Annotated in this window: 19 protein-coding genes and 1 pseudogene; 14 read left to right on the top strand and 6 right to left on the bottom strand. The window is 74.1% G+C overall.

Going from position 1 to position 21,085, the window contains the following annotated elements; translation table 11 throughout:
* Positions 1-329 precede the first annotated feature (329 nt).
* From ADY01_RS16045 to ADY01_RS16080, 9 genes and pseudogenes are all read left to right on the top strand, one after another.
* A complete protein-coding gene (locus ADY01_RS16045) occupies positions 330-1,205 on the top strand; it encodes a sporulation protein (protein ID WP_049572982.1) in 876 nt (291 codons plus the stop codon).
* Positions 1,206-2,168: 963 nt separating this feature from the next.
* A complete protein-coding gene (locus tag ADY01_RS16050) occupies positions 2,169-3,062 on the top strand; it encodes an AfsA-related hotdog domain-containing protein (RefSeq protein WP_049572985.1) in 894 nt (297 codons plus the stop codon).
* A 52-nt stretch (positions 3,063-3,114) separates the two neighbouring features.
* Positions 3,115-4,605: pseudogene (locus ADY01_RS41830) on the top strand (AMP-binding protein); the annotation flags it as partial.
* A gap of 184 nt (positions 4,606-4,789) precedes the next feature.
* The gene (locus ADY01_RS41835; protein WP_053170894.1) at positions 4,790-5,500 is read left to right on the top strand and encodes an SAM-dependent methyltransferase; all 711 of its coding nucleotides are present in this window, start codon (positions 4,790-4,792) and stop codon (positions 5,498-5,500) included.
* Positions 5,501-5,631: 131 nt separating this feature from the next.
* Positions 5,632-6,645, top strand: coding sequence for a LacI family DNA-binding transcriptional regulator (locus ADY01_RS16060; protein WP_049572988.1), 1,014 nt, complete (start codon positions 5,632-5,634; stop codon positions 6,643-6,645).
* The gene (locus tag ADY01_RS16065; RefSeq protein ID WP_063784253.1) at positions 6,642-7,637 is read left to right on the top strand and encodes a ribokinase; all 996 of its coding nucleotides are present in this window, start codon (positions 6,642-6,644) and stop codon (positions 7,635-7,637) included. Before ADY01_RS16060 ends, ADY01_RS16065 begins: the two co-directional genes overlap by 4 nt.
* A complete protein-coding gene (locus ADY01_RS16070) occupies positions 7,634-8,104 on the top strand; it encodes an RpiB/LacA/LacB family sugar-phosphate isomerase (protein WP_049572991.1) in 471 nt (156 codons plus the stop codon). Before ADY01_RS16065 ends, ADY01_RS16070 begins: the two co-directional genes overlap by 4 nt.
* A gap of 104 nt (positions 8,105-8,208) precedes the next feature.
* Positions 8,209-9,651, top strand: coding sequence for an MFS transporter (locus ADY01_RS16075; RefSeq protein WP_078900347.1), 1,443 nt, complete (start codon positions 8,209-8,211; stop codon positions 9,649-9,651).
* Entirely contained in the window at positions 9,648-10,571 is a 924-nt protein-coding gene (locus ADY01_RS16080; RefSeq protein ID WP_049572997.1) for an NAD(P)-dependent oxidoreductase, read from the top strand. The genes ADY01_RS16075 and ADY01_RS16080 overlap by 4 nt, the downstream gene beginning before the upstream one ends.
* A gap of 7 nt (positions 10,572-10,578) precedes the next feature.
* Here ADY01_RS16080 and ADY01_RS16085 read toward each other — a convergent pair whose 3' ends face one another.
* A complete protein-coding gene (locus ADY01_RS16085) occupies positions 10,579-11,145 on the bottom strand; it encodes a CGNR zinc finger domain-containing protein (protein ID WP_063784254.1) in 567 nt (188 codons plus the stop codon).
* A 101-nt stretch (positions 11,146-11,246) separates the two neighbouring features.
* Here ADY01_RS16085 and ADY01_RS16090 point away from each other — a divergent pair, with 101 nt between their 5' ends.
* From ADY01_RS16090 to ADY01_RS16110, 5 genes are all read left to right on the top strand, one after another.
* Positions 11,247-12,119: an alpha/beta fold hydrolase gene (locus tag ADY01_RS16090; RefSeq protein ID WP_049573000.1), complete on the top strand. Its 873-nt coding sequence runs from the start codon at positions 11,247-11,249 to the stop codon at positions 12,117-12,119.
* Positions 12,120-12,177: 58 nt separating this feature from the next.
* Positions 12,178-14,394 (top strand): PQQ-binding-like beta-propeller repeat protein, encoded by a 2,217-nt coding sequence (locus ADY01_RS16095; RefSeq protein ID WP_049573015.1) that lies wholly within the window; start codon positions 12,178-12,180, stop codon positions 14,392-14,394.
* A gap of 412 nt (positions 14,395-14,806) precedes the next feature.
* Positions 14,807-15,010 (top strand): cold-shock protein, encoded by a 204-nt coding sequence (locus ADY01_RS16100; protein ID WP_049573020.1) that lies wholly within the window; start codon positions 14,807-14,809, stop codon positions 15,008-15,010.
* Positions 15,011-15,282: 272 nt separating this feature from the next.
* Positions 15,283-16,803 carry a DEAD/DEAH box helicase gene (locus tag ADY01_RS16105; protein WP_049573023.1) on the top strand — a complete coding sequence of 507 codons (1,521 nt, stop codon included), beginning with the start codon at positions 15,283-15,285 and terminating at the stop codon, positions 16,801-16,803.
* Between the two features lie 63 nt (positions 16,804-16,866).
* Positions 16,867-17,181, top strand: coding sequence for an SCO5918 family protein (locus tag ADY01_RS16110; RefSeq protein WP_049573026.1), 315 nt, complete (start codon positions 16,867-16,869; stop codon positions 17,179-17,181).
* A 72-nt stretch (positions 17,182-17,253) separates the two neighbouring features.
* Here the strand turns inward: ADY01_RS16110 and ADY01_RS16115 are convergent, their stop codons facing one another.
* The 5 genes from ADY01_RS16115 to gcvH form a co-directional block, all read right to left on the bottom strand.
* Complete coding sequence (locus ADY01_RS16115) at positions 17,254-17,628, bottom strand: hypothetical protein (protein WP_049573029.1); 375 nt, start codon at positions 17,626-17,628, stop codon at positions 17,254-17,256.
* A 186-nt stretch (positions 17,629-17,814) separates the two neighbouring features.
* Positions 17,815-18,345, bottom strand: a complete 531-nt coding sequence (locus ADY01_RS16120) for a hypothetical protein (protein ID WP_159001233.1) — start codon at positions 18,343-18,345, stop codon at positions 17,815-17,817.
* Positions 18,346-18,491: 146 nt separating this feature from the next.
* Positions 18,492-18,848: a hypothetical protein gene (locus tag ADY01_RS16125; protein ID WP_049573033.1), complete on the bottom strand. Its 357-nt coding sequence runs from the start codon at positions 18,846-18,848 to the stop codon at positions 18,492-18,494.
* Positions 18,849-19,267: 419 nt separating this feature from the next.
* Positions 19,268-20,650 carry an L-serine ammonia-lyase gene (locus tag ADY01_RS16130; protein WP_049573035.1) on the bottom strand — a complete coding sequence of 461 codons (1,383 nt, stop codon included), beginning with the start codon at positions 20,648-20,650 and terminating at the stop codon, positions 19,268-19,270.
* Between the two features lie 7 nt (positions 20,651-20,657).
* Positions 20,658-21,044 carry a glycine cleavage system protein GcvH gene (gene gcvH, locus ADY01_RS16135; protein ID WP_049573043.1) on the bottom strand — a complete coding sequence of 129 codons (387 nt, stop codon included), beginning with the start codon at positions 21,042-21,044 and terminating at the stop codon, positions 20,658-20,660.
* Positions 21,045-21,085 lie beyond the last annotated feature (41 nt).

A 21,085-nucleotide genomic window follows, 5' to 3' on the forward strand; every position in this document is an offset into this window, starting at 1 on the left:
CGGCAAACTGGCAGGGGCCAGCGGAGCCCACAGAGCGGCAGCTCACCTGGCAGGCGCCGCCCCCCGAGCCGCCCGAGCCCTTCACGCCCGCCCCCACCGCCAGCGCGGGACCCGGCCGGGCAGGTGGCGTTCCAGGTCGGCGGCGCCGCCGACGACCTGACGTTCTGCCTCGACGACGTCTCCCTCGCGGACGGCGCCGCCGCGGCGGTGAGCCCGGCGAGCACGGTGCCCCCGGTTCTGCGAGCGTGGAGGGGGATGCGCCGGCGCGCACTCCCGCGTGCCGGGCGGCGCCCGGCGCGACAGGCGACAGGTGAGGAGTGGACGCCGCGATGGTGTGCGAACGGCGGCTCGGACCGTTCGGCGTGGGCGGGCCCACGGCGGAGACGGTCCTCGACGGCGGCAGCGTGCCGCCCGGCGGGACCCTGGCCGGGGAGGTCAGGCTGCGGGGCGGAGGCGCGGACGTCGAGATCGAGGAGGTCACGCTGGAGCTGGTCGCCGGGGTCGCGGGGAACGACGCGCCCTTCGCGCGGTTCAGGGTGGGCGGCGGCTTCCCGCTGGCCGCCGGCGAGCGGCGCGCCGTCCCGTTCGCGGTGGCGCTGCCCTGGGAGACGCCGGTCACCGAGCTGCACGGCCAGCCGCTCGGCGTCCCGCTCGGGGTGCGGACCGGGCTCGGCGCCGCGGGCGCGAGCGACACCGGCGGCCTCGATCCGCTGGCCGTCGCCCCGCTGCCCGCGCAGGACGCCGTCCTGCGGGCGCTCGGCCGTCTGGGCTTCGGCTTCCTCTCCGCCTCGCTGGAGCCGGGGCGGCTGGCCGGGACGGGTCAACAGCTCCCGTTCCGCCAGGAGTTCGGGCTCATTCCGCCGGAGCACTACGCGGAGGGGGTGCGGGAGGTGGGGCTCACCTTCCTCGCGGGCACGGGCGGGGTGGAGGTGGTCCTCGGGACGGGCGACGCGCCCGACCGCCACGCCGTCGGCCACGACAGCGTCGGGCGCACCGACTGGACGGCCGAGGTCGACGCGTGGGTGCGCGGACTGCTCGAACGCCACCGCTCGGGGCTCGGCCTGGGCGCGGCGCTGGCGGCCGGGGTGGTGGGCGGCCTGGTGGCCGCCGAGGTCATGGAGGACCTCGGGGACGCCCCCGAGGCGGGCCCGGCGGCCGAGGGCGGCGGGCGCCACGGGCGCCGTCGGGGCGGCGGAGCGGACTGAACGGCACGGCGCCGCCGGTGCGCGGCGGTGGCGGGGACATCGGCCTGGCCTCGTTCACCCGCCCGGCGCCGACCACGGTTCGTCGGCTGACCGACGAGCTGGGCCGCGCCGCGCCCCGGGGAACCGGCGCCCGGCGGTGGCGGCGACATCGGCCTTGCGTCGTTCGTCCGCCTGGTGCCGAGCGCGGTTCGTTGGCTGATCGATGAGCTGGGCTGCGCTGCGCTCCCGGGAACCGGCGTGTGGCGCGGCCGGTGTCCGGCGGTTGCGGGGACATCGGCCTTGCGTCGTTCGTCCGCCTGGTGCCGAGCGCGGTTCGTTGGCTGATCGATGAGCTGGGCTGCGCTGCGCTCCCGGGAACCGGCGTGTGGCGCGGCCGGTGTCCGGCGGTTGCGGGGACATCGGCCTTGCGTCGTTCGTCCGCCTGGTGCCGAGCGCGGTTCGTCGGCTGACCGATGAGCTGGGCCGCGCCGCGCCCCCGGGGAACCGGCGCCCGGCGGTGGCGGCGACATCGGCCCTGCCTCGTTCGTCCGGCCGGTGCCGAGCGCGGTTGGTTGGCTGATCGATGAGCTGGGCCGCGCCGCGCCCCCGGGGAACCGGCGCGCGGCGGTGGCGGCGACATCGGCCTCGCGTCGTTCGTCCGCCTGGCGCCGAGCGCGGTTCGTTGGCTGATCGATGAGCTGGGCCGCGCCGCGCCCCCGGGAACCGGCGCGTGGCGCCGCCGGTGTCCGGGGCGGCCCGGAGTCCGCCACCGCTGCGTGCCGCGGGGCGAGCCGTCCGGCGGGCCGGTGGCGCGGGCGCCCCGCACCGGGGTGGCCGCGCGCCGCTGCGCCAGGTGTTTGATCGCAACCTCGGCGCGCGGTGATCGTTGATTTCGGAGGGTCGCCGCCGGCGCCCGGCATGTGCCAGCCCCACGCGTCATCCGCGCACCTGCCGTCTCCTCTTCTCCCTGGAGAGTCAACCGCGATGGACACGCAGGGGATGGCCGGTCTCATGTGGAGCGGTGACGGCCACGGCCGCGACGACTGCGGCAGGGACGAACCCGGCCACCGCCTCGTGCGCGTCGTCCACGAGGGGGACGGGACGATGACCGCGACGGCGCGCCCGCCCGGCGGCCACCCGTTCTTCCGCGACCTCGCCGCGCGCGCCGACCCCCGCTACCTCGTGGAGGTCGGTCACCAGCTCTTCATGCTGCACCTGCTGCGCAGCGGGCGGCGTGCGACCCGGCGCCCCAGCCTGGTCAGGCGGTTCACCGTCATGGGGGGCGCGGCGCTGCGGCCCGACGCGGCGCTCGACGTCGCCCTGCGCTACCGGTGGACCCGCAGCGGCGACGACGTCGAGCGGGCCGTCGCCGTCATGACGGCGCACCAGTGCGGGCGCCCGGTGGGGCGGGCCGAGAGCACGATCCTGGTCGTGGAGCGCGACGTCCTGATGGCCACGCGGGTCGCGGACCGCGGGTCCGCCACCGGCGGCCCGCCGTGCGTGGACACCCGGTCCACCGGCGTGCGCGACCCGGCGGCGGTGGGCCGGGTCCGCGCCCACGACGTGCTGCTCGACGCGCCGCCGCGGCCGGCGGACGGCGGCTCCGCCGCGCACCTGCTGGTGCCCTCGGGCCACGACTTCTTCTTCGACCCGCCCGTCGACCACGTGCCGGGGGCCGCGTTACTCGAGGGGTTTCTTCAGCTCGGCACGGCGGCCGGTCTGGTGGACCGGCCGACGCGGGTGGCGTCGCGGTTCGTCCGGTTCTGCGAGACCGACCGGCCGTGCCTGCTGACCGCCCACCGGGACGACGGGGCGGCCACGGCCCGTATGACCGCCTGGCAGGCCGGTGCCGTGGTGGCGCACGCGACGGTGTTCTGACGGAGGAGGAGAACGGGAAGTGACCGGTGCCGACGGGGAGTTCCGCAGCTATGTGGAGGAGTGCCTCGACGCCCTCGGGGAGTCGGGGGAACGCGAGGCCCTCGTGCACGGGGAGCGGCGCGTGCGGGCGCGGGAGCTCCGCGACCTCGTCCACCGGCTGGCGCGCGCCCTGCGCGTGCGGGGCCTCGGCCGGGGCCAGACCGTCGCCCTGCTCGGCGGGAACCAGCCCGAGACCCTGGCCGTCCGCTACGCCGCCCACCTCCTCGGCTGCCGGGTCACCCACCTGGACGCCGGGCTGTCGGCCGCCTTGCAGGCGGCGCTGGTGCGGGACGTCGAGACCAGGGCGCTGGTCGCCCCGCCGCGCCTCGCCCGGCACGCGGCCGGGCTGGCCGCGGGGGCGCCGGTGGAGCACGTGCTGACGCTCGGACCCGCGGGCGTGGACGCGGGCCCGAGCGTCAGCGGCCGCGACCTGCTGGAGGAGGCGGGGCGGGAGTCCGCCGAACCGCTGCCGGGCGCGGCGCGGCCGGACGACGTGTGCTGGATCCGCCACACGGGCGGCTCCACCGGCCGCCCCCAGGCGATCTGCACCACGTTCGCCCAGGTGAGCGCGGAACCGGGGACCCCCTGGCCGCAGGAGCGCGGCGCGCGGCAGCTGGTGTGCACCGCGCTCTCGCACGCCGCGGGACCGCTGGCCGACCGGACGCTGGGCGGCGGCGGGGCGGTGGTGCTCCAGGAGGACTTCGACCCCGCGGGCGTGCTGGCGGCGGTCGAGCGCGAGAGGATCACGCACCTCTTCCTGCCGCCGCCCCTCCTCCACCGGCTGCTCGACCACCCGGACCCCGACCGCCGCGACACCTCCAGCCTGAGGGCGCTGGTCTACGGCGCCCACCAGGCGTCCCCGGCCCGGCTGGCCGACGCGCTGCGGAGGTTCGGGCCGGTGCTGTGCCAGGTCTACGGCCGGTTCGAGGCGGGCGGCATCGCTGCGCTCACCTCCGCCGAGCACGACCGGGACCGCCCCGAGCTGCTGCGGACCGCGGGGCGGGCCCGGCCCGGCGTCGAGCTGACGATCCGTGACACCACGGGCCGTGGCCTGCCGGTCGGCGAGATCGGGGAGATCTGCGTGCGCTCGGCGGGCGTGATGCAGGGGTACTGGAAACGCCCCGAGCTGACCGCCCGGGCGCTGCGGGACGGCCGGCTGCACACCGGGGACCTCGGCCATCTGGACGAGGAGGGATACCTCACCCTCGTGGACCGGCCGGAGGAGGTGATCACCCTCCATGGCCTCCATGTGGACACGGGCGAGCTGGAGGAACTGCTCGACTCCGACCCGGGGGTGCTCAGGAGCGCCGTGTTCGGGGTGCGCGACGCGGACGGGACGGAACGGGTCCACGCGGTCGTCGTCCCGGCGCCGGGCGTCCCGGCGCCGGGCGTTGCGGGTGGGGCGGGCGCCGTGGACGTGCGGCGGCTGCGCGCGCTGGTGCGCGGGGAACTGGGCGAGCCGTACGAGCCCGCGGTGATCGCCTTCGCCGGGGAGCTGCCGCTGAACCGCGAGGGAGCGCCGGACAAGAGGCTGCTGCGCCGGAACGCCACGCGCCGTCCCGCCTCCGAGGGGATCGGCCCCGTGGCCGTCGGCGTGGCCAGGGCGCGGGCGCTGGAGAGCGACCGCCGGGACCGGCTGTTCGCCGACCCGTACGCGGCGGCCCTCGGCCGCCGCGGGGGCGACGGAGGTGCTGCGCCATCTGGCCGTCAGGACCCGGTTCTTCGACGACTACCTGCTCCACGCGGCGGCGGACGGCGGCTGTCACCAGGTCGTGGTGCCCGCGGCGGGCCTCGACACGCGGGCCTTCCGGCTGAACTGGCCCCCGAACGTCGCCTGTTACGAGATCGACGCCCCCGAGATGATGGCCTTCAGGGAACGGGTGCTGGCCGGGCAGGCGGCGGAGCCCGCGGTGGCGCGGCGGGTCCCGCTGGCGGCCGATCTGCGCGGGGAGTGGACCAAGGCGCTGCTGGGGGCGGGCTTCGACCCCGCCGAGCGGAGCGCGTGGCTGGTGGAGGGGCCGCTGATCCATCTGGAGGCGGCCGAGTCCACCCGGCTCCTCGGCGAGATCGGCGACCTGGCGGCCCCGGGCAGCAGGCTGGCCCTGGCCCACGGCCTCGACCCCGGCGAGGCGGCCGGGCCGGACTCCGAGCCGGGCTCCGGGCCGGGCTCCGAGCCGGACGGGGATCCGGCCGGTGCCCCTCGCCCGCCCGGGAGCGCCCCCGAGGAGGACCCCGCCGCGTGGCTGACCCACCACGGCTGGCGGGCGACCCGCCACGACCGCGCCGCCGCGGCGACGTCCTACGGCCGCCCGCCCGGCTACCTCACCCCCCGCCTCAGTTACCTCACGGCCGAGCGCCGCCCGCCGGCGGTGGCCCCGGCCGTCCAGGGGCGCTCGTAGGACCGCGAGGCCGTGCGCGTTACCCAGTCGTAATCTTCTGACCCCTTTTGTTTCTTCTTGTTCGCACCTACCTTCGTGCGCAATCGGTTGCGCATACTGCTTGCGCATGTTTGCAAGGAGTTGAGACAAAGGTGTCGGTGGTCACGATTCGCGACGTCGCGCGGGCGGCGGGGGTGTCGACCACGACCGTGTCCCGGGCGCTGTCCGAGACCGGCCGGGTCAGCGCCGCCACCCGGGAGCGGATACGCAGGATCGCCAGGGATCTCGACTTCAGGCCCAACGAGCTGGCCAGGAGCCTGGGCGCGAGCCGGAGCATGACCATCGGGGTCGTCGTCCCCGACATCACCAACCCCTTCTTCCCGCAGCTCATCGCGGGAGCGGAGACCGCGGCCCGCGAGAGCCACCGCACCATCTTCCTCGTGCAGTCGCCCGACGGCCCGAGCGCCGCCGACGACCTCGCGCAGCTGCGGGCCAAGCAGGTCGACGGGATCATCCTGGTCGGCAACCCGTTCCCGCACCCCGCCGAACTGGCCGCGGCCGTCGGGGACACGCCGCTGGTCGTGGTCGACCGCGGCGCCTCGCTGCCGAACGTCGCCACCGTCAGCAGCGACCACCGCCTCGGCGGGCGCATCGGCGTCGAGCACCTGGTGGCGCTCGGCCACACCGGCATCGCGCATCTGGCGGGCCCCGCCGGGCTGGACGTCACCCAGGCCCGTTCCGCCGGTTACCGGGAGGCGATGGCCGCGGCGGGGCTCGCGCCGCGGGTCGTCACGGCCGGGTTCTCCGCCGAGGACGGGGAACGGGCCGCGCGGCTGCTGCTGGCCGGGTCGCCTCCGGTCACCGCCGTCACCGCGGCCAACGACCTGGTGGCCATCGGCGCCATCCGCGCGCTCAGCGACCACGGCCTCGACGTGCCGGGCGATGTGAGCGTGATCGGCTACGACGACATCGGCCTCGCCTCGTTCGTCCGCCCGGCGCTGACCACGGTCCGCCAGCCGACCGACGAGCTCGGCCGCGCCGCGGTCCGCACGCTCGACGCCCTGATCGCGGACCCGGCGTCCCCGCCCCGGCCGGCGCCGCTCCCGGTCGCGCTCGTCGAACGCGACAGCGCGGGCGCGGTCAGCACGGGGAGGGCGGACGCGTGAGCCGGGCGGTGCGCGTCGTCGGCAGCCTGAACCTCGACCGGCGGGTGAGCGTTCGGCGGCTGCCGGGGCCCGGCGAGACCGTCGCGGGCCGGGAGCCGGTGACCGGGCTCGGCGGGAAGGGGGCCAACCAGGCCGTCGCCGCCGCCCGCGCCGGGGCCAGGACCGCCCTGGTCGGGGCGGTGGGCGACGACCCGGCGGGGGAGTCGGCCGTGCGGGCGCTGACGTCCGCGGGCGTGGAGGTCGCGGGCGTGCGGGCCGTCGCCGGGGTGGCGACCGGGAGCGCGTGGGTCACCGTCGACGCGGGCGGCGAGAACGCCATCGTCGTCTGCCCGGGGGCCAACGCCCGCCTGGGCACGGAGGACGTCCGCCGGGGGCTCGCCGCCGCCGGGCCGGGTGACGTGGTCGTGCTCCAGCTCGAAGTCCCGGGCGACGCCGTCCGGTTCGCCGCCGCACTCGGCAGGCGCCGCGGCGCGACCGTCGTGCTCAACGCCGCGCCCGTGCCCGAGGCGCTCGGCGGGCTGCTGGACGACGTCTCCCTGCTGGTGGTCAACGAGCACGAGGCGCGGGCCATCGCCCGCGCCGCCGGGGTGGAGCCGGGCGAGGACCCCACCGCCCTGGCCCGCGCGCTCGGGCTGACCGTCGTCCGCACCCTCGGCGCCGACGGCGCGACCGCCGCGACCGGGCGCCGGGTCCTGCACGCCGCCGCGCCCCGCGTCCGGGCCGTGGACACCACGGGCGCGGGCGACGCCTTCACGGGATACCTGGCGGCGGCGCTGGCCGCCGCCCCCCACGACCTGGCCGCCGCGCTCGACGGCGCGGTGCGGGCCGGGGCCCTGGCCGTGACCCGTCCCGGGGCCCTCGACGCCATCCCGCACGCGAAGGAGGTCTCCGCGCCCCTCCCGACCCGCCCCCCGGACGGGCACACGACAGCAAGGAACGCGACAGCAAGGAACGCGACAGCAAGGAACGCGACAGCAAGGAAGAGGACATGAAGATCGCCCTGGGCAACGACCACGCGGGACTGGCGCTGAAGGGACACGTCCGCGCCGCCCTGGAGGAACTCGGCCACGAGGTCACCGACTACGGCACCGACGACGAGGCCCCCGTCGACTTCCCCGACATCACCCGCGCGACCTGCGAGCCGGTCCGCACCGGCGAGGCCGACCGCGCCGTGCTGGTGTGCGGCACCGGCGTGGGCGCGGTGATCGCCGCGAACAAGATCCCCGGCATCCGCTGCTCGCTGGGCCACGACACGTACTCCGCCCACCAGGGCGTGGAGCACGACGACACCAACGCCATCGCCATGGGCGCCTGGCTCATCGGGCCCGCGCTGGCCCGCGAGGTGCTGGCCAGCTTCCTGGCGGCCCGTTTCGACAACGACGAGGCGACCGTGCGGCGCGTCGCCAAGCTCCGCCGGATGGAGCTGGACGCCGCGGCCGAACTCACCGGCGGCACCTGACCGTTCCCCGGGCCGCCGGTCCCGGCGGCCACCCGGACCTCCGCCTCCCCCCGTCCCCACCCCTCAGCACCGGGTTCCCCAGCCCGGACACCGCAAGGACGTCTATGACTTCCCCCATAGTTCTGCGTCATCCCCAGGACGTGGTCTCGCTCGTCAACTCCGGCCGCATACGCGGCGGCAACTCCCGTTTCATCCTCGTCATCGCGCTCGCGGGCATCTTCATGGACGCCTACGACTTCACCTCCATCGCCTTCGGGCTCGACTACGTCAAGGAGGACTTCGGCCTCTCCTCCTGGATGCTCGGCGTCACCTCGGGCGCGATCCTCGTCGGCGCCCTGCTCGGCTCGCTCGTCGGCGGTTCGCTGATGGACCGGATCGGCCGCGAGAAGGTCTTCACCGCCGACCTCGTCATCCTCATCGTCGCGACGCTGCTGTGCGCGATCGCGCCGAACGCGTGGTTCTTCCTCGTCGCCCGCTTCATCATGGGCTTCTCGGTGGGCGTCGACTACCCCGTGGCGCTCAGCTTCATCGCCGAGTACTCGGCCCAGCGCAACAAGGGCCGCGCGCTCAACATGTACGCGCCCGTCTGGTACGTGGCGGTCGGCTCCACGTTCGTCGTCCTGCTGATCGGCTACGGCCTGTTCAACCTCCTCTCCTGGGACATCGGCGAACTGTGGCGCGTGGTCGTCGCGTTCGGCGTCATCCCCACCGCGATCGTGCTCTACCTGCGGCGCAAGTACCTGACCGAGTCCCCGACCTGGCAGGCCATGAACGGCGACCTGCACCAGGCCGCGGCCACCGTGCGCAAGGTGTACGGCATCGACGTGGTCGTGGCCGAGGACGCCGTCCTGCGGATGCCCAAGGCCGGGTCGAGCGAGTCGGTGTGGAAGAGCTTCGGCCGCCTGTGGAGCCCGAAGTACCGGCCGCGCACGATCCTCTCCCTCCTCGTCAACTTCTGCCAGGGCGGCGAGTACTACGCGGTCGGCTTCTCCATCGGCGTGGTCACGCAGGAGGTGCTGGGCGACACGGTGCTGACCGGCATCATCGGGCCGATGACGTTCAACCTGATCTTCGGCGTCGCCGGCGGCCTGCTCGGCACCTATCTGGCCCCCCGGATCGGCGTCAGGAAGCTCGCGCTCTACGGCTTCTGCGGCACCACCGGCTGCCTGCTGCTGGTGAACGTCTTCGGCAAGGGCTCGTTCACCGGATCCATCTGGATCGCGGCCGTCTTCCTCGGGATGTTCATCTTCTCCCACGCCTGCGGCCCCGGCACCCAGGGCGTGGTCCTGGCGACCATGTCCTACCCGACGTCGTTCCGCGGCGCGGGCGTCGGCTTCGCGCAGATCGGCAACCGCCTCGGCGGCACCCTCGGCCTGGTGGCCTGGCCCGCCCTCACCGACGCGCACGGACTGAACGCGCTGCTCTTCCTCGCCGTCGTCCCGCTGATCGGCCTGATGTCGCTGCTCATCATCCGCTGGGACCCGACCCATGTGGACGTCGACTCCGACGACTACACGGCCCCCAGGACGAAGGAGGTGGCCCGATGAGCCGCTCCGCCCCCACCGTTGTCGCGTTCGCCGGTCTCGGCGTCATGGGACTGCCGATGGCACGCAACGCGGCCGCCGCCGGGTTCGACGTGCGGGCCTACGACGTGGATCCCGCGGCGGCGGAACGGGCCGCGGCCGCGGGTCTGCGGACCGTGGGAGCCCTGCCCGAGGCGCTGCGCGCGGCGGACGTGGTGGTCACGATGCTGCCGGACACGCCGCAGGTCGAGGAGGTGGTCAGGGGCGGCGAGGGCGTGCTGGCGCACTGCCGCCCCGGGACGGTGCTGGTCGACATGAGCACCGTCTCGCCGGGGGCGACGGCCGACCTCGCCGCCGAACTGGCCGCCCGCGGGCTCGCGATGGTCGACGCGCCGGTCAGCGGCGGGGTGCGCGGGGCCAGGGCGGGCGAGCTGTCCATCATGGCCGGGGGCGAGGCGGCCGACGTGGAACGGGTGCGGGCGGTGCTGTCCGCCCTGGGCCGGGTCACCCACGTCGGGGCCGCGGGCGCGGGCCAGGTGGTGAAGGCGTGCAACCAGGTCGCCGTCGCGCTCACCATCCAGGCGGCGTGCGAGGCGTTCACGCTGGGCGCGCGGTTCGGCGTGGACCCCGAGGCGCTGCGCGCGGCGCTGCTGGGCGGCGCGGCCTCGTCCTGGGTGCTGGAGCACCTGGGGCCGCAGATGACCGGGGGCGACGACAGCGCCGGGTTCCGCATCGCGCTCCAGGTCAAGGACCTGCGGATCGCCACTGAGGCGGCGTCCGCGTCCGGCACCCCCCTGCCGGGGGCGGCCGGCGTCCTCCAGCTCTACCTGGCGGCCGTGGCGGGCGGCCAGGCGGGTGACGGCAACCAGGCGCTGACCCGCGTCTACGAGCGCCTCGCGGGCGTCACGATCGCCCGCCGGGACCCCGGCGCCCCCGAGGGCTGACGCCGCCTCACCGCTCCGGCCCCCGGCGGTCGCGCTCGCCGCGGGCGGGCGCGGCCTGCCGGGGAACGGCACCCCGGGGCGCGCGGGCGCGCTCGTAGTGGCGCCTGGCCTTCAGCCGGTTCCCGCAGGCGGCCATCGAGCACCAGCGGGCCCGGCCCGCGCGGCTGCGGTCCAGCAGGAACAGCCGGCACTCCTCGTTGCCGCAGGGGCGCAGCCGCCCGGGCAACTCCTCCTCGATCCGCGCCCACGCCAGGACGATCCGCGCGGCGAGCGCGGCGTCGGGGGGCGCGGTCAGCCGCCAGGAGACGCCCGTGTCGCCCAACTCGGGCACGCGGGCCGCCCCTTCGAGCGCCGGGGCGAGCGCCCGCGCTCCGCGCTCCCCCCGGATCACCTGCGCGAGCCCCTCGCGCACGGTCCGCAGCCGCTCCGCCTCGCGCGCCGTGCCGCTCCCGTCGTGCGCCCGCGCCCAGGCGCGCAGCTCCCCCTCGTCGGCGAAGCGGTCCCGCTCGACGCCTCCGCTGACCGGGCGGCTGTTGAGCAACTCCAGGAGCAGCGCCGCCTCGTCCGTCTCCATGTTCACTCTCCTAACCGTATTACATTGCTTGACTGGTTAGCAATGCCGTGCTTGGCTGCCCCGAGTCTCACTGGTGAAACCGGCGAAAGAGGTTAGATCCCATGGCTCCAGTGCACCACCGCACCGCGAAGGTGGGGCCCCACCCGGTCTTCTACCGGGAGGCCGGTCCTTCCGACGCCCCCACCGTGCTGCTGCTGCACGGCTACCCCGCCAGCTCGCACCAGTTCCGCGCGCTGATCCCGCGACTGGCGGACCGCTACCACGTGGTCGCCCCGGACTACATCGGGTTCGGCTACTCCGACGCCCCGTCCCCCGACGCCTTCCCCTATACCTTCGACGCCCTCACCGACGTCGTCCTCGGCCTGGTCGACACGCTGGGTCTGGACCGTTTCGCCGTCTACGTCCACGACTACGGCGCCCCCGTCTGCTGGCGGATCGCGCTGCGGCGCCCGGAGGCGATCACCGCCGTCATCACCCAGAACGGCAATGGCTACGAGGAGGGGCTGGCCGACTCCTTCTGGGGACCGGTCCGCGCCTACTGGGACGACCCCAGCGCCGAGAACGAGGCGGCGGCGCGCGAGGCGCAGTCGCTGGAGAAGATCCGCTGGCAGTACCTGCACGGCCTGGACGACCCGTCCCTGGTCAGCCCGGACACCTGGCACCACGACCACGCGCTGATCAGCCGCCCGGGGATGGACGTGGCCCAGCTGAGCCTGCTGCGCGACTACCGCACCAACCTCGACGTCTACCCGCGCCTGCACGACTGGCTGCGCACCTCCCATGTGCCGCTGCTCGCGGTGTGGGGCGGGCGCGACGAGATCTTCCCGCCCGAGGGCGCCCGCGCGTTCGCCCGCGACCTCCCGGACGCCGAGATCCACCTGCTCGACGGCGGCCACTTCCTGCTGGAGAGCCACCTCGACGAGGCCCTGCCCCTGATCCGCGACTTCCTGAAGCGCACCCAGCCCGGAAGTTGACCGCGTCGCGGTCCGGACAGTTCAGCACGCGTTCACGGCATGGGCGGATGATCCGCCCATGCGCAACGAACCGACCCCCCTCGACCGCCGCCGCTTCCTCCTGGCGGGCGGCGGCACCGTCGGCGCCGCGGCCGTCGGCCTCACCACCGGCGCCGGCGCCGCACGGGCCACCCCGGCCGCCGGTCCGGATCCCGCCCGCGGCGCCGGCTTCGCGCTGCTCGGCGACACCCAGATCGACGTCTCGGTGCCGGACCGCACCGCGTGGGTCACCGGGGTCTACCAGGACATCGCCGCCGCCGGACCGCCCTTCGTCCTGCACGTCGGCGACATCGTCGAGCACGGATCGGCCGAGGAGTACGACGCCTACCTGGGCACCCTCCCCGCCGGGCTCCGCCCCAGGATCCGCCATGTCCCCGGCAACCACGAGTGGCGCTGGGACGCGACCGCGGGCGAGCGCTACCGCGCCCTCTTCGGCCCCTCCCGGTACTCCTTCGACGCGCTCGGCATCCACTTCGTCGGCCTCGACCCCAGCCACCTCCTCCAGGAGCCCGGCGGCTTCGGCCGGGCCGGCGTCGAGTGGCTGGAACGCGACCTGCGCCGCGTCGGCCGGGACCGGCCCGTCGTCCTCCTCTCCCACTTCCCCTTCGGCGGCCCGAACGTCTACGTCAGCGACACCGAGCGGCTGCTCGACGTCGTCCGCGCCCACAACGTCCGGGCGATCTTCGCGGGCCACATCCACGCCGAGGAGGTCGGCCGCTTCAACGGAACGACGCAGCTGACCGTCCGCGACGCCCGCTCGGGCCCGCGCTGGTACTGGGTCGAGAAGGCCGAGGAGGCGGGCGGCCCCGTGCTGCGCGTCACCGCCGTCGAACGCGCCGCCGACGGGACCGTCACCCGCCGCGAGGCGGCCGACGTGCCGCTGACCGGGCCCCGCCCCGGCGCGGGGGCCCGCCCGCGGCGCGTGGACCTCGACCCGGCGGCCGTGGCGGCGGGAACCCTCGGCGTCACCGTCCGGCTGCCGCGCGGCGCGGGCCCGTTGACCACCAGCGCCCGCGTCCATCCGCAGCACACCTACGGCGGCAGGAACGCCGAGGGCTGGCTCGACCTGGCGGCGGGCGACCGCGGCGGGAGCGCCACCGGCGCCCTCGACGTCTCCGCGCTCGCCCCTGGCACCCACCGCGCGACCGTGCGCGTCACCGGGGAGGACGGCGCCTGGCACGAGGAGACCCTCGGATTCACCGTCCCCGGCGCCTCGGGGCGGGTGCGCTGGAGCGAGGAGCTCGGCCACCCGGTGCAGGGCGGACTCACCGCCCACGGCGGCCTGGTGGTCGCCGCCACCACCGGGGGCGGCGTGCTCGCGGGCGAGCCGGACCGCCACCGCCTGCGCCGCCGCTGGTCCGCGCGGACCGGCCCGGTGTACGGGCAACCCGCGTTCGCGCCCGGCGGCGACACCGTCTACGTGCCCTCCGCCGACCACACCCTCACCGCGCTGCGGGCCAGGGACGGCCACCGCCGCTTCGCCTACGACGCGGGCGCCCCGGTGCTCGGCTCCCCGCTGGTCACCGACCTCGCGGGCCGGGCCGCCGTGGTGGTCTCCGCGGGCGAGGCCCGGCACGCGATCGACGCCGACACCGGCGAGCGGCTGTGGACCGCGACCGGCCAGGGCATGTTCGCCGGGCGGGCGGCCTGCGACGGCGACCGCGTCTACACCGGCTCCGCCACCGGCGACGCCTACGCCTATGACGCGGCCGACGGCACGGTGGTGTGGCGGTTCTCCACCACCACCCGCACCGGCCCCTACGCGCGGCACATCTACGGGCCCTGGTACGACACCCTGGAGGTGCTTCCCGGCGGAACGGTCCTGGTCGGCACGGTCTCCGGGATCTTCGCCCTCGACGGGGCCACCGGCGCGCAGCGCTGGACGCGCGCCGGCTCCTACGGCTACGCGCCCAAGCTGCGCCACGAGGGCGATGTCGTGCTCATCGACGACTTCGCGAGGACCGTCACCCGCCTCGACCCCGCGAACGGCGAGGTCAGGTGGACCGCCGACACCGGCGTGCGCGCGCTCAACACGGGCGCGGCCGTGCGCGACGGCATCGCCTGGATTCCGGGCACCACGGGCCGGCTGACCGCCGTCGACCTCGCCGACGGCACCGTCCGCGAGAGGCTCCAGCTCACCACGGCCCACTGCTACGGCGCCCCCGCCGTGGTCGGCGACCTGCTCGTCCTCGGCGACCAGGACGGCACGCTGCGGGGGGTGTCCCTCCCCGCCTGACGGGCGCCGAGCGCCCTTTCCGGTGAACTCGTCGGCCGGCATCCGGAGTTCGGCCGCGATGCCGGCCGGGAGCGCGAGGCCCGGGTGGCTCGGCGGGTGAGCCCGCGACCGAAACGCTGTGTTCCGGGCGAGCCAATACCTGTCGTCACGAAATGAGAAATCGGCGCGACTCACAATGAGGGTTTCTCATCCGACAGGCGGAACAGCATTATTTAGGCCACTTGGCCGAGCGTGCCGTGCTAGTGTGGTGCTTGGTTGCAGTTGTGGTTCCCACACGTCAAGTGTTCTCATCAGCTCTCTGGGCCGCTGGAGCACTTTTGTATTTCCGGTACTTTTCCGGCGGGGTAATCATCGCGGCGACGCGGGGTTCGCGCAGTGCGGACTCCGAGATCTGCCCCAAAGGAGAAACGACATGGCTTCAGGCACCGTGAAGTGGTTCAACGCGGAAAAGGGCTTTGGCTTCATCGAGCAGGAGGGCGGCGGCGCCGACGTCTTCGCCCACTACTCGAACATCGCCGCCCAGGGCTTTCGCGAGCTGCAGGAAGGTCAGAAGGTGACCTTCGACATCGCGCAGGGCCAGAAGGGCCCGACGGCGGAGAACATCGTTCCCGCCTGACGCGCTCACTTCGCAGCTGGGGTCCGCGCCGTACGGCGCGGGCGCCAGCTCGTTGCGTATGACGGCGCCTCGCCCTTCGCGCCGCGGCGATATCGCCGGCCCGGCCCCGCGACCAGGCGCGCATGCCTCGTTCCTTTCGGCGCCGACCCCGCGCGTATTCCTCGCCGATCAATTTCGGCTCTGTTTTTTATTTGGCTCGTTCTTGCAATTCTCTGTGCGCTTCGTATGCTTCGGGAATTCCTTGATACGTGCCACGTCAAGGAAGGTTCCCCATGAACCGCACACGTACAGGTGATCGCTTCTCCCGGACCCGCTCCGGAAGCTCTGGCTCCGGCAGGGACCGTGGCCGCTTCGCGGCCGTGGCGGGCGGCCGTTCCGGCGCGCCGAGCCGTCAGAAGGGGCAGGGACGCCGGCAGTCCTCCCCGCAGGGCGCGTTCGCCCCGCCGGTGACGACCACCCCCGGGCTCCCCGCCGTCGAGGCGTTCGCCGAGCTCGACATGCCGGCGCCGTTGCTGGCCACGCTCGTCCGCGAGGGCGTGACCGAGCCGTTCCCCATCCAGGCCGCGACCCTGCCGAACGCGCTCGCGGGCCGCGACGTCCTCGGCCGCGGCCGGACCGGTTCGGGCAAGACGCTCGCCTTCGGCCTCGCGCTGATGGCACGAACGGCCGGGCAGCGCGCCCAGCCGCGGCAGCCGCTGGCCCTCGTCCTCGTTCCCACCCGGGAGCTCGCGCAGCAGGTCACCGACGCCCTCACCCCGTACGCGCGCTCGGTGGCGCTGCGCCTGGCCACGGTGGTCGGCGGGATGTCGCTCGGCAAGCAGGCCGGCGCCCTGCGCGCCGGCGCGGAGGTCGTCGTCGCGACCCCGGGCCGGCTCAAGGACCTCATCGACCGGGGCGACTGCCGGCTCGACCAGGTCGCGATCACCGTTCTCGACGAGGCCGACCAGATGACCGACATGGGCTTCATGCCCCAGGTCACCGCGCTGCTCGACCGGGTGCGGCCCGGTGGGCAGCGGATGCTGTTCTCGGCCACCCTGGACCGCAACGTCGACCTGCTCGTCCGCCGCTACCTGGCCGACCCGGTCGTCCACTCCGTCGACCCCTCCGCGGGAGCGGTCACCACGATGGAGCACCACGTGCTCCTGGTGCATGGCCCCGACAAGCAGCAGATGACCACCGAGATCGCCGCGCGAGAAGGCCGGGTCATCATGTTCCTCGACACCAAACACGCGGTGGACCGGCTGACCCGGTCCCTGCTGAACAGCGGCGTCCGCGCCGCGGCCCTGCACGGCGGCAAGTCCCAGCCGCAGCGGACCCGGACCCTGGCCCAGTTCAAGACCGGGCATGTCACGGTGCTGGTGGCGACGAATGTCGCGGCCCGCGGAATCCATGTCGACAACCTCGACCTGGTCGTGAACGTGGATCCGCCCAGCGACCACAAGGACTATCTGCACCGCGGGGGCCGCACGGCCCGCGCCGGCGAGTCCGGCAGCGTCATCACCCTGGTGACGCCCAACCAGCGCCGCGAGATGAGCCGCCTGATGGACGCCGCCGGCATCCGCCCCCAGACCACCCAGGTCCGTTCGGGTGACGCGGAGCTGAGCCGCATCACGGGCGCCAAGGCCCCCTCGGGCATCCCGGTCACGATCGCCGCGCCGGTCGTGGAACGCCCCCGGCGCGGGGCCTTCTCCTCGTCCCGTGGCCGCGGCGGTCGCACCTCCCAGGAACGGCGCGCCGGGCAGGCGACGCGGGGCACGGCACGGCAGCGGTCCGCCGTCGCCACGGCGGCCTAGGCCCTCGCTCGGCCGCCCCGCTAGCCTTCACTCGGCCCCTTCCTTCTCGACCCGTGAGGCATCATGCGCTGCATCATCGCTCGATTCCCCTTCGACCTCTCCAAAAATGGCGTGCTGGCCGCGATGCGGGGGGTCAAGCCCGAACCGATCACGGGTGACTCCGTGATCATCGGCCGCCGCTCCTACCCCGCCAAGCAGGTGGGCGAGGTCATCACCTCGCAGGATCGCCGTGACTTCACCAGCGGGGAAGTCATCCGAGCCATGACGCGCCTCGGCTTCACCTGCCGGTCCCTGTCCGAGTCCGCGCCGGCGCACGGTCTCACTCCGCTCCAGGCCGCCTCGGAGATGCTGGGCAACTCCGCGTCGACCCCGCGCTGACCCGACAACGCCCGGGGCCCCGCCGACAGGCGTCGGCGGGGCCCTCCTCGGTTGGCGCGTGGGCCGGTCGGCTCACTGGTCGGAGTAGCTGAAGTCCCCCACGGTCCAGGCACTGACCTCCCCGATCGCGACGCGGTACATCCCGCCCGTCTCAGGGATCCCGATGTTGCCCTGGAGGATCCGGGCGACATGGAAGTGCAGATGCGTGGGCGCCTCGCCGCGGGCCGACCGGCCCGCCGCGCGGTCCGCGCCGAAGGAGCGGGAGAACGGGCCGAGGCGGTCGGAGTCCGTCAGGACCTCGGACACGCGCTTCCTCCACACGGCCTCGGGAGCCAGCCGACCGGTGATGACGGCGCCGCCGACCACCACGGTCAGCGACATCTGATTGCTGTGCTCGGACTCCACGGTGACGGCGATGTCAACGAGCAACTCGTCAAGGTTCGACATGAGAGTCGATCCTATGCATCCCGGGGCGCCGTCGATCAGCCGTTCCACGTCGTGGCCCGCTCCACGCAGAAAGCCCCGAGAGCCCCGAGAGCCCCGAGAGCGCCGGGCCCCACGCCCGGCGGCCCGCCGTTCACCGGTTTCCCGCCGACGGCCTGACACGGTCGGACGTTGCTCCGTGAACTCCCCTCAGTGCACGCGGAACCGGGCCGTGAGCGTGTCGACGAGCTCTCGCCACTGGGAGGCCTCGGTGGTCCGTGCCGGCCCCGGGGAAGGCCGTGCGGCATGCGGATCGAGGATGGACGCCACCAGTCGGCCGAGCGGCTGCGCCGGGCTCAGCGCCTCTCGCGCCGCGTCGTCGCCCGCCCACGCGCCCACGTCGAGGAGCAGTTCACATGCCTGGGCCGGCCAGTACGGATCCGGGCGTCCCGTGCCCCACGAGACCGGGGACAGGGCGTCGATGTCCCCGGCGATGCACTCCTCGATCCCACCCGGCGTGTAGCAGTTGATGTCGGCGATGTGAATCTCCAGCTCACCGGCGCGGGCCCGTTCCCGGATGGCGGGCCATGTCGAGGTGGCGGCGAGGTCATGCCCGGTCGCGCCGTGGTGCGCGGGCCAGCGCGCCAGCCCTCGGTGGGTGCGGAACACCTCGATCCGCCCCCCGGACGGCCGTCCCCTTCGGGGGAAGACAAGATCCACGGTGACGGCGAAGGAGCGCAACGTGGCAACGGTGTGGCCGCGCGGTGCGGCAACGGCCCGGCCGGCCGGGGGAGTTCATGGCCGGGAAGGGATATCGCGAAGGGCGGCGGAGGCTGAACCCCCGCCGCCCCTGACGATCAGCCCGAGGTGCTATTCCGGCTGTTATTTCACGTCTGGACGCAGCCGACGTACTTCGTGCTGTTGAAGTTGGTCGAACCCTTCGCATTGATGCGGGCAATTTCGTTGCCCGTGCACCTGTTCTTCTTCCCGTCCCATGCGCCGGTGTAAAGCTTCAAGGTGCTGTTGGTACTGTTCCTCGCCGACAAGGTGCCGAACGGCTTGTCCACCGTGTGCTGCTTGACGATGAGTTCATTTCCCCCGGCGTTCTTCGCCGAGAAAAGATGCCCGTAGACGGTGACGGCGGCGGACGGAGGCTCGGCGGCGGTGGCGGTCATGGGGCCCGCCAGGATTCCTGCGGCGAGGGCCACGGGAATGGCGAGCAGGGACATTCGCTTGAACAGCATGGAGAGCTCCTGGATTTCGTGGGGGTGGCCTGCGTTTTCCTTGCAGGGTCGCCGTGATTATCGGCTCCAGGAATCCGGGCCAAACTCCCTGTTCCATCTTCTCCTTGATTTTGCGAGACCGGACAGCTGTCGACCGAATGCGCGAGCCGCCCTTCCGGAATCCGCGCATTCCGAGTGACGTATCCGTCGGCTCAGGGGAGATGCCGACGGACGGTGTGCGGGGGGCCTCCACGCGTGGGGTGATGACTACCCGATCTCAGGTCACCAACGTGTTGCTTTCTGTTCTGGAGTTCGTTGTGCGGAATGCGCGTCCCGGACGAGGATTGTGGTCGACCCGCGGTCGAATATGCGGTGTTGTTGCCGCATCCCGACGAGCGGCACCGACGCGGCGTGCGGGCGCGTGGTCAGGGCCGATGGGGTCAGCACTCGATGATGTTCACCGCGAGGCCGCCGCGGGCCGTCTCCTTGTACTTCACCGACATGTCGGCCCCGGTCTCCTTCATGGTGCGGATCGCCTGGTCCAGGGAGACGTGGTGGCGGCCGTCGCCGCGCAGGGCGAGGCGGGCGGCGGTGATGGCCTTGACGGCGGCCATCCCGTTCCGTTCGATGCACGGGATCTGGACCAGGCCGCCGACCGGGTCGCAGGTCAGGCCGAGGTTGTGCTCGATGCCGATCTCGGCGGCGTTCTCGACCTGTTCCGGAGAGCCGCCCAGGACCTCGGCCAGGCCGCCGGCCGCCATCGAGCAGGCCGAGCCGACCTCGCCCTGGCAGCCGACCTCGGCGCCGGAGATCGAGGCGTTCTCCTTGAACAGCATCCCGATCGCCGAGGCCGTGAGCAGGAAGCGGACGACCCCCTCCTCGTCGGCGCCCGGCACGAAGTCCAGGTAGTACCGCAGGACCGCCGGGATGATGCCCGCGGCGCCGTTGGTCGGGGCGGTCACCACCCGGCCGCCCGCGGCGTTCTCCTCGTTGACCGCCATCGCGTAGAGGGTGACCCACTCCATCGCCTGGGCCGCGCCCCCACCCTCGGCGCGCAGGCGGCGCGCCGAGGCCGCCGCGCGCCGGCGGACCTTGAGGCCGCCGGGGAGCACGCCCTCGCGGTGCAGGCCCTGTTCGACGCAGGCCCGCATGACCTCCCAGATCGCGAGCAGCCCGGCGCGGATCTCCTCGTCCGTCCGCCAGGCCCGTTCGTTCTCCAGCATCAGGCCCGAGACCGAGAGCGCGGTCTCGCGGGTCAGGCGCAGCAACTCGCCGCCCGTGCGGAACGGGTGACGCAGCACCGTGTCGTCCAGCCGTATCCGGTCGGCGCCCACGGCGTCCTCGTCGACCACGAAGCCGCCGCCCACCGAGTAGTAGGTCTTGGCCAGCAGCGTCCCGCCCCCGGCGTCGTCGGCGCGCAGCGTCATGCCGTTGGCGTGGTAGGGCAGGGCGCGGCGCCGGTGGAGGACCAGGTCGGTGTCGGGGTCGAACGGGACGGAGTGCGCGTCGCCCACCTCCGCGCCCAGCAGCCGCAGGCGCCGGGTGGCCCGGACGCGGGCCACCTCCTCGTCGGCGCGTTCCACGTCCACGGTGTCGGGGGCGTGGCCCTCCAGTCCGAGCAGCACGGCCTTCGGGGTGCCGTGGCCGTGGCCGGTGGCGCCGAGCGAGCCGAACAGCTCGGCGCGCACGGCGGCGGTGCGGGTGAGCAGGCCCTCGTTCCTCAGCCGGCGCGCGAACATCCGCGCGGCGCGCATCGGCCCCACCGTGTGGGAGCTGGAGGGGCCGATGCCGATGGAGAACAGGTCGAAGGCGGAGAGGGCCACGGGGCGCTCACTCGCTGGTGAAGGCGGCGTACTCGGCGGCGGTCAGCAGGTCCTCCGGCTCGCCCGCGGCCGGGTCGACGCGCACCCTGAACAGCCAGCCCGCCTGGAACGGCGCGGAGTTCACCAGCGCCGGGTCGTTCACCACGTCCTGGTTGACCTCGGTGACCTCACCGGTCACCGGCGCGTACAGGTCGCTGACGGACTTGGTCGACTCCAGCTCGCCGCAGGTCTCGCCCGCGGTCACGGCGGTCCCGGCCTCGGGAAGCTGGACATAGACGACATCGCCGAGCGCGGTGGCCGCGTACGCGGTGATGCCGACGGTCGCCACGCCGTTCTCGACGGCGGACAGCCACTCGTGTTCCTTGCTGTACCGAAGCTGCTCCGGGTTGCTCATGACGGTGATTCTCCTGAGGGGTGGCGATCGGGCGGGGTGGG

The sequence above is a fragment of the Streptomyces sp. SBT349 genome, from assembly GCF_001083795.1.
Lineage (GTDB): Bacteria > Actinomycetota > Actinomycetes > Streptomycetales > Streptomycetaceae > Streptomyces.